Origin of the sequence: Nitrospira sp. BLG_1 (assembly GCF_047338595.1) — a bacterium.
Lineage (GTDB): Bacteria > Nitrospirota > Nitrospiria > Nitrospirales > Nitrospiraceae > Nitrospira_D.
Window position 1 is genome coordinate 137406 of the sequence record NZ_JBLFBO010000002.1, and the last position, 12698, is coordinate 150103.

A 12698-nucleotide genomic window follows, 5' to 3' on the forward strand; every position below is an offset into this window, starting at 1 on the left:
CTCATTTCATTCCTGCTGCCCGTTTCGCGGACTCGACCGTATTCTCCAGCAACATGGCAATCGTCATGGGACCCACACCGCCTGGCACCGGGCTGATCCAGCCCGCCTTCTGCTTCACCGGCTCAAAATCCACATCGCCGCATAACTTCCCCTCCGGTGTCTTGTTCGTGCCCACATCGATCACGACTGCCCCTTCGCGTACCATATCCGCGGTGACGAACTTGGCTTTCCCGATCGCAACGAGGAGCAGATCGGCCTCACGGCAGACCGCAGGAAGATCCTTGGTTTTTGAATGGCAAATTGTGACGGTCGCGTTCCGCTGCAGCAACATCAGCGCCAGCGGCTTCCCCACAATGTTGCTTCGTCCAACGACGACAGCCCGTTTACCCTCGATAGTTACCCCGGCAGATTCAATCATCTTAATCACGCCCTTGGGTGTACAGGCTTCAAACACGGGGTGCCCCTCCACCAGTCGGCCGAAGTTGTAGGGATGAAACCCGTCTGCATCCTTCAGCGGAGACACCGCTTCGAGAATCACCTTGCTATCGATATGCTTGGGTAAGGGTAGTTGAACCAGGATGCCATGAATCTTGGGATCCGTATTCTTTTTTTCGATAAGCGCTAATAAGTCGGCCTGACTCGTACTGGCTGGGAGCTTGTGGTCGTCAACATAGATGCCGGCCATTTCGCACGCCTTTTGTTTGTTCTTCACGTAGACATGCGAGGCGGGATCATCGCCGACCAGGATGGTCGCCAGGCCAGGGACTATCCCCTTTTTCGCCAATAATTCTGCCGATTCTTGTGCCAGCCGATCACGAACCTGTTGCGCCAATGCTTTGCCATCAATCAATTGTGCGGCCACGATCTTCCTCCCTCTCGCGAGTCAGTCAGTAAATTTTCTGGCAACTTAGCAGGGGAATTTTATGCAAGTCAACGCTGGACGATGATGCGTGAGCAGGCAGGGACAATTTTCAAACGATGATACTCCCGCATCGTCGTTTCTTGACAGTCAAGTTACCCCTTGGATACGATGACTACAAGACTAATTCTGGGATACCCTTCCGTTGCCTCTATCTTCCTATCAGCACCCTTTCCTTTTTGCAGCCCTGATTCTTGGTCTTTCCTTACCCTGCGAGGCAGCGCAAATTACCGGGCTGGAGACGCCCAATAGCTTTATCGGCGATGCCTCAGGAAAAGAATATTTCATCTCCAACGTCAATGGAGAGCCTGAAGCTCGTGATAATAACGGGTTCATCACGAAATTGAATACCGAGGGAAAAATTATCAACCTCAAGTTCATCCAAGGCGGGGTGTCAGAGGTCTCGCTGCACGCGCCCAAGGGAATGGCCTTAGTTGGGGCCATGCTCTACGTCGCCGACCTTGATCAACTGAAGGGCTTCGACAAGACAACCGGAAAATTGCTGATCACGGTCTCCTTCTCTCCGCCGTCACGGTCGCAGGTCTCCTTGACCGATGTTGCAGCCTCGCAAACCGGTCTCCTCTACGTATCTGATCAGAGCGCCAATTCCATCTATCGCGTCAATCCATCGGATCATTATCGGGTTGACCTCTTGATCCACGACGAGCGACTGGCAGGCCCTGCGGGGCTCGCCGTCCACCCCACGACTGACCACCTCATTGCCGTGAGCTGGGACAAAGGGAAAATCCTGGAAGTCACTCCTGACGGACAATTGACCGAACTGGAGGCGAATGGATTTTTCACCAGCCGTTTCCAGAATCTCAGCGGAGTCGATTTCGATCAGTGGGGGAACATGTATGTCTCTGACCTTACAAAAGGGAAGATTTGGCGAATGACCAGAGACCATCGTTTCCAGGTCATCGCCGAGTATCTCCTCGCTCCAGCCGACATCGGTATCGACCGCACGAACAATCTTATTTTAGTTCCCTACTACTATGTCCATGCGGCTGAAATGAACGGCTTGGAAACCCCATCATCGGCCAAATCCAAAGGCGAGAAACGCACACTTGCCGACTACGGGTTCATCCCTCCCCCCCCGAAGCTAACCCCGGAAGGACCAAAGAAATGAATGCCTGTGCGTATTGTCATGACCGCAAAGGGAAACGCCCATGTCCCGCGCTAGGCGGATCCATCTGCAGCCTCTGCTGCGGCGAACATCGAATCACTCGTATCTCCTGCCCAGCGGATTGCCTCTATCTTGACGCCGGAAGCGATTACCAACAAAAACGGCTCAGTGAGCAGTTCTTACCACTTCGCCGAGACTTCTATCGAGAGTTAGACGAGTCTGGGGGACAGAAGGCCGTTGCCCTCTTTAATCTGATTGAAGTCATTACGTTTAGTTATTTTGAAGGTCGCCGGGACGGACAGGATGCCGAGGTAATCACGGCGCTTCAAGCCCTCCGGCGCACACTCAGCCCGCTCCATATACCGGCCGCTCCTATGCCGGTATTTGCTGAACATCTCCGCAAGGAGTATGAGAGCTTCAAAAAGCAGAACCCTGCGCAGATCGCAGATCTAACGGATGCGCCTGCCGTCCTGGACAAAATCGACAAGTTCGTGTCGACGTTTTCAGGAAAGGATTTTCAGTCCAGCCGGTTTCTGGGAGGACTGATCGGCTATGTGAAGACACACCATCCGGAAATCGCCGATCATCTCAAGAGGAAGCACGAACCAGGACACATCTTTCTTCCCGGACAATCCTTACTGCCTTCACCGCCGCCGTCAGAAGGACACACGCACGGTCCTGATTGCCGGCACCATCACTAAGAGGCTGTCGGTAACGTCCGCCAGCGGCGTTCTCCGCCCTGCCGAAGCGGGGTCAAAAGCTCAAGGTTCGCCAGAGAGTACGATTCGCCTCTTCGCTTACGGCGGCCTTGGCACAATGGGGCGAGTGGGTACAAACAACCGCCTTTCGGAACAGCCTCGGGGTACACTCCTGGTATCGTTGTCGGCACGCTGAGAGTCTCGTTCGCGACCGTCTACCTGACTTGGCCTTGGCTCACTCGTGAACGCACCGGACCAACAAACTCCTCCTTCATCACCTTCCCCTCTGAGGAAGACCTCGAAGCATAATGGACACAATCCTATTCCACGATGGTCACGGTCATTTCTATACGATCCCGCGGATTATCACGTTCGTCACGTGGCAAATTCACGATTTTATCAGCTACGCCAATGCCTTTCGTCACTTCTCCAAACACCGAGTACTTGCGATCTAGGAATCGAGAATCCTCTACCACGATGAAAAACTGAGACCCCGCAGAATCCGGATCTGCTGCCCGAGCCATTGAGAGAATGCCGCGCTTGTGTGGGATGTCACTGAACTCGGCCTTCACCGTATGACCAGGACCACCCTGCCCGTAGGTGTCCTTTTTGAGCGAATCCTTCGTATTCGGATCTCCGCCCTGGATCATGAACCCAGGAATCACACGATGGAAAATTGTTCCGTTGTAGAAACCCGCCTTGGCCAACTTGACAAAGTTCTCGACGTGCTTGGGCGCCACATCCGGATAGAATTTGATTTCGATATCACCGAATTTTGTTTTGATGACGGCCCGCGCACTCTTCGGAGCGTCCGTCTTTGAATTGGACGTGTTGTCGGCTGCGGGAAGCAACCCGATTCCTGAGACCAGCAACATCAACCCGATCAGCCCCCCCGCCAGTATCCGCCATCCTGATTGCTTGAACATCACCGACCTCCCCTATTCTTCTGATCATAGTAATCCAATCTGGTAGCACCTCCCCGGCTCCAACGGGATGCTACCTCAATGCCCCATCTGCTCCAACGCTTGCTGTGCTGCCTCCTGTTCTGCTTCTTTCTTGCTGTTTCCCCGGCCAACCCCGACCACTCTCTGATTCACCTTCACTTCCACCTCAAAGAGCTTCTGATGGTCTGGTCCGGTTTCACCCACTACCAGGTACTGCGGCAACATCTCATACCGCTTTTGACACCATTCCTGAAAACGCGTTTTGTAGTCGTCACCTCCGGGTTGTTCATGAGCGGCATCAAGTTGGCGGAGCTCCTCGGCTAGAATATCGACCGTGATATCACGGCTGACATCAAACCCTCCGTCCAGATACACCGCAGCAATGACGGCTTCCAGCGCGTCAGCCAGCAGTGACGCCTTATCCCTTCCTTTGGATCGTTCCTCCCCTCGACCAAGCCTCAGATAGCGCCCAAGATCAAGCCGCCGTGCGGCATTCGCCAACGGCGCCTCGCTCACCAGCTTTGCCTTGAGCTTGGAGAGAGCTCCTTCACTCAGTTCGGGATAGTGCCTGGCCAGATAATCACTGATAATCAGCGATAAAACGGCGTCTCCCAAAAACTCAAGGCGTTCATTGTGTGTCCGCCCAGGCTCCCGACGCTCATTCACGTACGACTTGTGCGTGAGCGCCTCTTCCAAAATATTGTCATCCCTGAATCGATATTTCAAGAAAGCACGTGAGGAGTCAGCAGAAGAGGCAGGCATCATTGGGGCATGCGTGTTACGTGTCCAGTCGCTTGAAAATCAAACAAGCATTCACTCCACCGAATCCGAACGAGTTCGACAAGGCCATCTGAATCGCGACTGGCCGAGCCTTGTTGGGAATATAGTCTAAGTCACAGGCTGGGTCGGGGGCATCCAGATTGATCGTGGGCGGGAGCATCCCATGAAACAATGCCAGGATACTGAAGACCGCTTCGATTCCACCGGCCGCACCGAGTAAATGCCCCGTCATGGACTTGGTTGAGCTGACGGGAATACGATAGGCCTGCTCACCGAATACTTGCTTGATTGCTCTGGTCTCAATTGCATCGGCCATCGTCGATGTCCCATGCGCATTGATATAGCCGATCTGCTCACGGGAGATTCCCGCATCTTTCAGTGCGAGTTCCATACACCGAACAGCTCCTTCGCCTTCTTCCGGTGGAGCCGTAATGTGGTACGCATCGCTATTCATCCCGTACCCGATGATCTCCCCATATATTCTAACCCCACGCCGGATGGCGTGTTCGCGCTCCTCGATCACAATGACCCCTGCCCCTTCGCCCAACACGAATCCATCACGATCCTTGTCGAACGGACGGCTCGCTTTGGTGGGTTCATCATTCCTGAACGACAAGGCCTTCGCGGCTGCGAATCCCGCGACACCCAGCGGAGTGACCGCCGCTTCGGCGCCACCGGCCACCATGACATCGGCCTCACCTCGTTGAATCAGGCGGTACGCATCCCCGATGCAATGATTGCCCGTGGCGCAAGCCGTCACGGCACAGGAATTGGGCCCTTTGGCTCCGATCCGAATCGCCACTTGCCCAGAAGCGAGATTAATAATGGTCATCGGGATAAAAAATGGCGAGACGCGGCCCGGCCCTTTGGCTCTGAGCACATCATGATAATGTTCGATCGACCCGAGACCGCCGATTCCGGAACCGATATACACCCCGACCCGTGTGGCTTCTTCCGGCGCAACCTTTAATCCGGCATCGTCCACGGCCAACTGCGCCGCACCAACGGCGTAGTGGATGAACGTATCCATTTTTTTGATCTCTTTTTTTTCGATGAACCGGGCCGGATCGAAGTCCTTCACTTCGCCTGCAATTTGAGCGTCATAGCCGGACGGATCAAATCTTGTGATCCGCCCGATACCGGACTCACCAGCACAAATGGCATTCCACGTCTTCTCGACTCCGGTACCCAACGGAGTCACCAGCCCAAGACCGGTGACAACAACGCGCCGAGTCGGCCGATCTGATTCGCCTGCGCCCATGTTCAAGACTTTTCTTTAATGTAGTCCAACGCTTTCCCGACTGTCAGAATCTTCTCGGCATCCTCATCAGGGATTTCGATCGAAAATTCTTCTTCGAGTGCCATCACCAGCTCGACCGTATCGAGCGAATCCGCTCCCAGGTCTTCAACGAAAGAGGCCTCCGGTGTGACCTCGTCTTCTTCCACGCCCAGCTGTTCGGCAATAATTTTCTTGACTCGTTCTTCTACAGTGGCCATCGATCTGACTACCTCCTTCCCCGGTATACTCTCACTTGCACCGCCACACGGGGATCCGTGACGGCCATTCACCCAAGAAACTTGCTGTCTTTATACCATCAACATACCACCATTTACGTGCAAAACATGACCCGTGATGTAAGCGGCTTCTTCGGATACCAAGAAACGCACGGCTGCGGCAATATCGGCCGGCGTTCCCAAACGACCCAGCGGAATCTGCTTGAGTAATGTATCCTTGACATCGGCGGAAAGACCATGGGTCATCGCCGTATCGATGAAACCCGGCGCCACCGCATTCACCGTCACATTACGGCTGGCATATTCCCGCCCAACGGTCTTCGTAAACCCGATGACGGCTGCTTTCGAAGCCGAGTAATTCGCCTGCCCTGCGTTCCCAATCACCCCAACAATCGAGGCGATGTTGACGATACGACCATACCGCTGCTTGGTCATCGGCTGCAAGACCGCCTTTGTACAATTAAAGGTGCCGTTCAAATTGATCTGAAGAACCAGGTTCCAATCCTCTTCTTTCATCCGTAACAATAAGCCGTCACGAGTGATCCCGGCATTGTTGACCAGGATGTCCACCTTTCCCCAAGCCTTGAGCACTTGTTCGACCATCGACTTGGTTTCACCGGTATCGGCCACGTTGACTTTGATGTTCAACGCCTTTCTCCCGATGTGTTCCACCGCAGCCACAGTTTCCGCGGAACGGCTGGGATCGAGATCAGCGACGGCGATATCCGCCCCCGCTTGAGCCAACGCTTCGGCAATCGCACGACCAATACCCTGAGCGGCACCGGTTACAATAGCGGTTCTCCCCTGTAGTGACATCGCAGACCTTTCGGATAAGGCGTTAACAGACGACAAAGCGGTTCGTAACTTAGTGTTCCCCCGGGACAATCTCCTGTCAGCTCACCGCCTTGAGTGTCGCATCCAAGGATTTTGGGTCGTTGAGATTCAGTAACGTCGCACCAGGCAAAATTCGTTTGATCAACCCGGTCAACACGGTGCCAGGGCCGACTTCAACAAAGGTAGTCACACCCATGTTCCCCATCGCCTGCACCGTATCTTCCCACAAGACGGAAGACGGCAGCTGGCGAATCAATGATGCCTGGATCTCCCCTGCCCGGCTGATGGCCTTTGCCTCTGCGTTATTCACCAGCGGCGCACTGAGATCCGACCATCGGACAGCACCCAGGTCCTTGGCTAACCGATCAGCGGCTTGCTGCATCAATGGCGTATGAACCGGTACACTGACGGGCAACGGAATAGCTTTTTTACAGCCTTGCTCCTTCGCCAATGTGATCGCTCGCTCCACCGCCGCCTTCTCACCGGCAATCACGACCTGCCCGGGTGAGTTGAAATTCGCGGCCGCTACCACTCCGCCTGATGAGGCAGCGCGACAGACTTCTTTGACTACGTCAGCGGTCAATCCTAAAAGAGCCGCCACAAGGCCGGTTCCAGGGGCAACGGCCTCGGACATATATCGTCCACGTTTCTGAACCAAGCCAACGGCTTCACGAAAGGCAACCCCACCGACCGCAACCAATGCGGAGTATTCGCCCAAACTATGGCCTGCCACTGCGATGGGCTTGATCCCAGCCGGCTCAAGGAGTCTCCAGGCCGCGATGCTGCTGACAAGCAAGGCCGGTTGAGTAAACTCGGTCAGATTAAGCCGTTCAGCCGGTCCGGCGAAGCACAACTCCGCCACGTCATACCCCAGAACAGAGGAAGCCTCATCGTACACAGCTTTCAACGAGGGATGGGCATCATAGAGTGCCTTCCCCATCCCGACCGATTGAGACCCCTGTCCAGGGAATACCACACCAATTTTTTGCATCATGGGGCGTTAGATATCTTAGAAATCCCGTGCAAAGTCAACGGGAAAAGTTTTCACAAACCGCTCGCTTGCATCCAGAAGGAATCAATGCAACGCTCCTCTTGACTCCCGACAGAACCGACCTACCACCGGATCACGGCTGACGCCCACGTGAGGCCTGCACCAAAGGCACCCAGCATCACCAACGAACCAGCCTTCACACGCCCCTCACGAACCGCTTCATCCAGCGCAATGGGGATGGAAGCCGCCGACGTATTTCCATATCGATCCACGTTCAGGAGCACCTTCTCGACCGGAAGGCCCAACCGTTCGATCACCGCCTTGAGAATTCGTATATTGGCTTGATGCGGCACATAGAGATCGACGTCCTCCACTCGAAGATTATTGGCAGACAACGTCGTCCGAGCAATCTCTTCCAGCGTTCGGACCGCAACTTTGAACGTTTCGTTCCCTTTCATCTTGATGTACTGGAGGCGCTCCTCAACCACCTTTTCAGAAAGGGGCATACGTGAACCACCCCCTGGCACCATGATCAGCTCGCACAGTGTGCCGTCAGACCGAAGCTGTGTGGAGAGGATTCCTCGCTCCCCATCACTCGCGCTGACGACAACCGCCCCGGCTCCGTCGCCGAACAGCACACAGGTGTTACGGTCGGTCCAGTCCGTGATCGCGGACATGACTTCAGCCCCGATCACCAGAACGTGCTGCATCCCACTTTTCACATAGGCATCCGCAATAGAGAGCGCATAGACAAACCCGCAGCAGGCAGCCGAAAGATCGCACGCCGCGGCCTTCGTCGCCCCGAGTTGATGCTGGACGAGACATGCCGTGGCCGGAAGCGGGTAATCACCCGTACACGTGGCCACCAAAATCATGTCGAGATCGGTTGCCATCAGTCCTGCCGACGCCAGAGCGCGCTTCCCGGCCTGGACGGCAAGGTCAGAACAGGCCTCTCCCGTCGCTGCAAGACGTCGCTCACGGATGCCGGTCCGCTCACGAATCCATTCGTCGGACGTGGCAACCATCTGCTCAAGATCCGCATTCGTCAAAATCTTGACCGGCGCATACGAGCCAGTTCCAGAAATGCAGGCCTTCATTGCTCTGATTCCATCGCCGAATGGGAATGACTTTCCTCGATATCTCGCTGAATGAGCTCTCTCACACCGCCCTCGGCCATTCCCTTGGCTCGCCGGATCGCATTCTTGATGGCTTTCGCCGACGACCGGCCGTGACAAATCATCGTCACCCCATTGACTCCCAGCAGGGGCGCTCCGCCGAATTCGGCATAGTCGATTTTTCGTTTGAGATTGGCCAGCGGGCCGGCGATCAGGGGATACGCGAGCCGACCAAGGAAGTGTCCTGAGATTTCCTTCAGGAGCAGCCGCTTGATCATCTCGGCGACCCCTTCGGAAATCTTCAACGCAACGTTCCCGATAAACCCATCGCAGACGACAATGTCCGCGATCCCGCTATAGACATCGCGCCCTTCGACATTCCCTACGAAATTCATTGAGCTTGCCTTGAGCAGCTTAAATGCTTCCTTCGTGACCTCATTCCCCTTACTGTCCTCTTCACCGATACTCAAGAGCCCCACACGAGGATTTGGCTTACCGAGCAGATGCTTGCCATATTCGTTCCCCATCAAGGCGAATTGCTCGAGATGGTTGGCGGTACAGTCCACATTGGCTCCGACATCAAGCATAATCGCCTCGCCGGTCAATGTCGGAAGGCTCGTGGCGATCGCCGGTCGTTCAACCCCCTTAATCAGCCCTAACACGAAGAACGAAGCCACCATGCTCGCCCCCGTGTTCCCAGGGCTTACTACTGCCCCGGCTTCACCGCTCTTGACTAGCTCCGTCGCAACCCAAATCGACGAGTCCCGCTTCTTTCGAGCCACGGCAGCAGGCGACTCATGCATCTCAACGACTTGAGACGCGTGCTTGATGGACAGGCGAGGGTCATGACAGGATTGACGTTCACACTCTTGTTTCAGGATGGCTTCGTCGCCGACAAGAATAACCTCGACGTCACACTCCTTCACAGCCTGGAGTGCACCCTCCACACAAGGTGCCGGGCCATGATCCCCCCCCACGGCGTCGAGCGCGATCTTCGTGCGGCTTGCTGTACTCACGGATGGTGTTGGAAAGACAGGCTAACCACGTGTCGCCCCCTGGGATCAGATCTGACGCACTGAACCCTTCTCGCCACAGACCAGCTTAAACATGTGACAGCCCTCCACGTATAACGACGGATACAGTTTGAAACGCTGCACCATCAGATACGAAGAAAGGCCTGAACAGCTGCCGCTGTGGGGCGTCAACCATCGATTGACAGTCGGCTTAGGCTTCTTCGACTTGAATGACAGCTTTGCCCTTATAGGTTCCGCAATTCAAACAGGTGTAATGCGGAAGCTTCAACTCATGGCACTGTGGGCACACAGCCATCCCCGGCGGGGTCATTCGCAGTTTTTGGGTGCGACGCTTATCGCGTCTTGCCCGTGAATGTTTATGTTTCGGATTCGGCATGGTAACTCCTTCTTCCGCCTCGATTCGGACCGCGATTCAGTGCTGTCCGACGTCCTTCAGCTTCTCTTTCATCGTGCGAAGCACATCAAATGGGCCTCCCACAGGTACGTCACCGCAACGACAGGGCCCTGCATTCAAATCGTGTCCACAATGGGCACAGAGACCAAGACAGTCGTCGGCACACAACGGGTGCATCGGGGATACGAGGATCATCTGTTCGCGTAACATCGGCGCGAGCTCCAGGTGATCACCCGTAAAGTAATAGATATCGTCGTTCTGCTCTTCCTCCTCAACTGCCGGAGGCGTCGCCGTTTTTTTCTTTCGTACTCCGTCCCGTTTTCCGGTAGGCCCCGTGGATTTGACTTCCCGCTCATAGACGACGCGCAGGGAAAATGCCACTGGCTCGTCAAAGTCTTTCAGGCAACGGACACATTGCCGACCCGCTGTCCCTTCCACCACACCGGTCACATAGATGGTCCGTTCAATCGTACGAAGCTCCAAGCCGACCGACATTGTTCCGCGAATAGACACATCCGCGTCCGTCAGTCCTAGCTCATCGCCCGTCAGGTCTCCGGACAGCGAAAGGCCCTCGTCCGTGATATCCGCGATTTTCGGCGTTAAGATACCCATAAGTTCCCTCGGCGATATCCCACCACCCCATTTCGAGGCACCAACCGCACCGATCACGTTCGTTATCGCTCCTCAGCGAAGCTGATGATGGCGATATGCCGAGCCCGCTTGACGGCCACCGTCAGTTCACGTTGATGCCGCATGCAGTTGCCGGAAATCCGACGTGGAACGATACGTCCGCGCTCCGTTAAAAAGTTCCGAAGAAGTCCGGCATCCTTAAAGTCAATCGGTGCTTTTTCCAGACAAAACCGGCAGGGACGTCTCCGTTGGAACAGCCGTCCTCCCCCACCACCCCCACGTTCATTTTCGCTTCGATCCATCACTGCCTCCTCATACTCCTGTCATTAACCTTCATCGCCGGTCTCATAGCCTGGGTCATCGTGCATCGGAGGTTCGGCGCCTGCGCCACCATCTTGGCGCTTGGGCATAAACGTCACGGTCTGGGCGACTACTTCGTGCTTGCTGCGCTTTTGCCCATCCTCGGTCTCCCATCGGCGCTGCTGCAACCGACCCTCAACGATCACGCCGTTCCCCTTGCTGAGATATTGCCCGCAATGTTCCGCTTGTTTGCCAAAAACCACAATATCGACAAAACACACTTCTTCTTTCAAATCGTCGCCTTGCTTAAACCGGCGACTGACCGCCAAACCAAAACTGGCCACCGGCGTCCCGCTCGGCGTATACCGGAGCTCGGGATTCCGAGTGAGATTTCCCATTAAGATGACTTTATTAAATCCGGCCACCGTCTGACTCCTGCGACGCAGCTTCCACCGGACGACGCTCCACTAACGGCTTCTCATGATGAACCGTCAGAAACTTGATGATATCGTCTTCCAAGCGATAGGCCCGTTCCAGCTCACCGACGGTGTTGTTCGGCGCCTTGAAGTAAAAATAGCCGTAGGTGCCCTTTCGCTCACGACGCACTTCGTAGGCAAGTTTTTTCTTCCCTAAGTTTTCGGCTTTGATGAATTGTGCACCGGTCTTATCGGCGACTGCTTTCATCTTGTCGATGAGCGTTTTGGTGTCCTCATCAGACAGGGACGGACGAATAATAAACAGAGACTCGTAGAGCTCCATGCAGCAATCCTCCTGGACAAAGGCCCCCGAATCAGTCGGGAGCGAGGTGTAGGGTGCCTATTTGGCACAATGAACGGAGGACGGTACCATAGGCATTCTTACACTGTCAACGAATCGCGGAAGCCTCTTACTCTCTGGCTACATCAGGCTCAGCGCTAGGATGTGGTGTCGAGCCAGTCCACGAGGGCCAGCTGCGCAACCGTCGTGAGCCGGACCAGCGTGCAGCGCGCATGCTGCACGACCTTTCCGACCGTGTTGAATACCCGAAACCGTAACCGCTTCGGACGCGCTTCCGGCAAATCTCCGGGTAAAGCCAGCGTTTCAACGCGCTGAGCAGATTGTAGGTGAGCACGTTGCGCCGGCACCCAGCGGTGTTGGCACCAAATTTCCCACTCGGTAGCCCGCAGCGACCAATTCATTCTTCTGCGCATGATGGACAAGCTTGACGGTGCCCGCCTTCTCCTGATGCACGCAAATGAGCGTCAACCCATTCCCCTCCCGGTTCGTCATGATTGCGGGTACGTCACACTGTCCTCCTCCGCAAACAGTTCACCTTTGGATGACTCATCAAGCAATACGGATAGAAGGCTATAGGGTTGTTCCACTCTTCAGGCGGTCAGACGCCATCGTGGACGCTTCTAAGCCCATGCTTACAAGGT

General features: G+C 55.2%; 17 protein-coding genes. 2 read left to right on the forward strand and 15 right to left on the reverse strand.

The genetic code is table 11. From position 1 onward, the window contains the following. Position 1 precedes the first annotated feature (1 nt). Complete coding sequence (folD, locus tag ACMTNU_RS02805; protein ID WP_413933679.1) at positions 2 to 862, reverse strand: bifunctional methylenetetrahydrofolate dehydrogenase/methenyltetrahydrofolate cyclohydrolase FolD; 861 nt, start codon at positions 860 to 862, stop codon at positions 2 to 4. Between the two features lie 202 nt (positions 863 to 1064). Here folD and ACMTNU_RS02810 point away from each other — a divergent pair, with 202 nt between their 5' ends. Both ACMTNU_RS02810 and ACMTNU_RS02815 read left to right on the forward strand, forming a co-directional pair. After that, positions 1065 to 2048 carry a hypothetical protein gene (locus ACMTNU_RS02810; protein WP_413933680.1) on the forward strand — a complete coding sequence of 328 codons (984 nt, stop codon included), beginning with the start codon at positions 1065 to 1067 and terminating at the stop codon, positions 2046 to 2048. After that, on the forward strand, positions 2045 to 2746 hold the full coding sequence (locus tag ACMTNU_RS02815) for a hypothetical protein (RefSeq protein WP_413933681.1): 702 nt from the start codon (positions 2045 to 2047) through the stop codon (positions 2744 to 2746). Before ACMTNU_RS02810 ends, ACMTNU_RS02815 begins: the two co-directional genes overlap by 4 nt. A gap of 317 nt (positions 2747 to 3063) precedes the next feature. On the opposite strand, the gene ACMTNU_RS02820 is transcribed toward ACMTNU_RS02815, so the two are convergent. The 14 genes from ACMTNU_RS02820 to ACMTNU_RS02885 all read right to left on the reverse strand — a co-directional run bounded on the left by ACMTNU_RS02820 (position 3064) and on the right by ACMTNU_RS02885 (position 12458). Next, complete coding sequence (locus tag ACMTNU_RS02820; RefSeq protein WP_413933900.1) at positions 3064 to 3627, reverse strand: peptidylprolyl isomerase; 564 nt, start codon at positions 3625 to 3627, stop codon at positions 3064 to 3066. Positions 3628 to 3744: 117 nt separating this feature from the next. Then, positions 3745 to 4413 (reverse strand): ribonuclease III, encoded by a 669-nt coding sequence (rnc, locus tag ACMTNU_RS02825; protein ID WP_413933682.1) that lies wholly within the window; start codon positions 4411 to 4413, stop codon positions 3745 to 3747. A gap of 52 nt (positions 4414 to 4465) precedes the next feature. Continuing rightward, a complete protein-coding gene (gene fabF / locus ACMTNU_RS02830; protein WP_413933901.1) occupies positions 4466 to 5728 on the reverse strand; it encodes a beta-ketoacyl-ACP synthase II in 1263 nt (420 codons plus the stop codon). 2 nt (positions 5729 to 5730) lie between these two features. Further along, the gene (gene acpP / locus ACMTNU_RS02835; RefSeq protein ID WP_086418091.1) at positions 5731 to 5964 is read right to left on the reverse strand and encodes an acyl carrier protein; all 234 of its coding nucleotides are present in this window, start codon (positions 5962 to 5964) and stop codon (positions 5731 to 5733) included. A gap of 90 nt (positions 5965 to 6054) precedes the next feature. Beyond that, positions 6055 to 6798 carry a 3-oxoacyl-[acyl-carrier-protein] reductase gene (fabG, locus tag ACMTNU_RS02840; RefSeq protein WP_413933683.1) on the reverse strand — a complete coding sequence of 248 codons (744 nt, stop codon included), beginning with the start codon at positions 6796 to 6798 and terminating at the stop codon, positions 6055 to 6057. A 76-nt stretch (positions 6799 to 6874) separates the two neighbouring features. Continuing rightward, positions 6875 to 7807, reverse strand: a complete 933-nt coding sequence (fabD, locus tag ACMTNU_RS02845) for an ACP S-malonyltransferase (RefSeq protein ID WP_413933902.1) — start codon at positions 7805 to 7807, stop codon at positions 6875 to 6877. Positions 7808 to 7929: 122 nt separating this feature from the next. Continuing rightward, positions 7930 to 8904: a beta-ketoacyl-ACP synthase III gene (locus ACMTNU_RS02850; RefSeq protein WP_413933684.1), complete on the reverse strand. Its 975-nt coding sequence runs from the start codon at positions 8902 to 8904 to the stop codon at positions 7930 to 7932. Then, positions 8901 to 9938, reverse strand: a complete 1038-nt coding sequence (plsX, locus tag ACMTNU_RS02855) for a phosphate acyltransferase PlsX (RefSeq protein WP_413933685.1) — start codon at positions 9936 to 9938, stop codon at positions 8901 to 8903. Before plsX ends, ACMTNU_RS02850 begins: the two co-directional genes overlap by 4 nt. Before the next feature lie 208 nt (positions 9939 to 10146). After that, positions 10147 to 10332, reverse strand: a complete 186-nt coding sequence (gene rpmF, locus ACMTNU_RS02860) for a 50S ribosomal protein L32 (protein WP_086418096.1) — start codon at positions 10330 to 10332, stop codon at positions 10147 to 10149. Between the two features lie 36 nt (positions 10333 to 10368). Then, positions 10369 to 10962 carry a YceD family protein gene (locus ACMTNU_RS02865; protein ID WP_413933686.1) on the reverse strand — a complete coding sequence of 198 codons (594 nt, stop codon included), beginning with the start codon at positions 10960 to 10962 and terminating at the stop codon, positions 10369 to 10371. Between the two features lie 62 nt (positions 10963 to 11024). Next, a complete protein-coding gene (gene rpsR, locus ACMTNU_RS02870) occupies positions 11025 to 11282 on the reverse strand; it encodes a 30S ribosomal protein S18 (protein WP_086425318.1) in 258 nt (85 codons plus the stop codon). 24 nt (positions 11283 to 11306) lie between these two features. Continuing rightward, a complete protein-coding gene (locus tag ACMTNU_RS02875; RefSeq protein ID WP_413933687.1) occupies positions 11307 to 11705 on the reverse strand; it encodes a single-stranded DNA-binding protein in 399 nt (132 codons plus the stop codon). Beyond that, positions 11692 to 12039, reverse strand: coding sequence for a 30S ribosomal protein S6 (gene rpsF / locus ACMTNU_RS02880; protein WP_090746549.1), 348 nt, complete (start codon positions 12037 to 12039; stop codon positions 11692 to 11694). The genes ACMTNU_RS02875 and rpsF overlap by 14 nt, the downstream gene beginning before the upstream one ends. A gap of 155 nt (positions 12040 to 12194) precedes the next feature. Beyond that, a complete protein-coding gene (locus ACMTNU_RS02885) occupies positions 12195 to 12458 on the reverse strand; it encodes a hypothetical protein (protein WP_413933688.1) in 264 nt (87 codons plus the stop codon). Positions 12459 to 12698: the final 240 nt, after the last annotated feature.

Coding starts and splice junctions, on each gene's coding strand:
- acpP (WP_086418091.1), bottom strand. CDS start 5,964: ATGGCCACTGTAGAAGAACGAGTCAAGAAAATTATTGCCGAACAGCTG.
- fabD (WP_413933902.1), bottom strand. CDS start 7,807: ATGCAAAAAATTGGTGTGGTATTCCCTGGACAGGGGTCTCAATCGGTC.
- fabF (WP_413933901.1), bottom strand. CDS start 5,728: ATGGGCGCAGGCGAATCAGATCGGCCGACTCGGCGCGTTGTTGTCACC.
- rpsF (WP_090746549.1), bottom strand. CDS start 12,039: ATGGAGCTCTACGAGTCTCTGTTTATTATTCGTCCGTCCCTGTCTGAT.
- ACMTNU_RS02850 (WP_413933684.1), bottom strand. CDS start 8,904: ATGAAGGCCTGCATTTCTGGAACTGGCTCGTATGCGCCGGTCAAGATT.
- ACMTNU_RS02885 (WP_413933688.1), bottom strand. CDS start 12,458: ATGAATTGGTCGCTGCGGGCTACCGAGTGGGAAATTTGGTGCCAACAC.
- ACMTNU_RS02815 (WP_413933681.1), top strand. CDS start 2,045: ATGAATGCCTGTGCGTATTGTCATGACCGCAAAGGGAAACGCCCATGT.
- rpmF (WP_086418096.1), bottom strand. CDS start 10,332: ATGCCGAATCCGAAACATAAACATTCACGGGCAAGACGCGATAAGCGT.
- fabG (WP_413933683.1), bottom strand. CDS start 6,798: ATGTCACTACAGGGGAGAACCGCTATTGTAACCGGTGCCGCTCAGGGT.
- rpsR (WP_086425318.1), bottom strand. CDS start 11,282: ATGGATCGAAGCGAAAATGAACGTGGGGGTGGTGGGGGAGGACGGCTG.
- ACMTNU_RS02865 (WP_413933686.1), bottom strand. CDS start 10,962: ATGGGTATCTTAACGCCGAAAATCGCGGATATCACGGACGAGGGCCTT.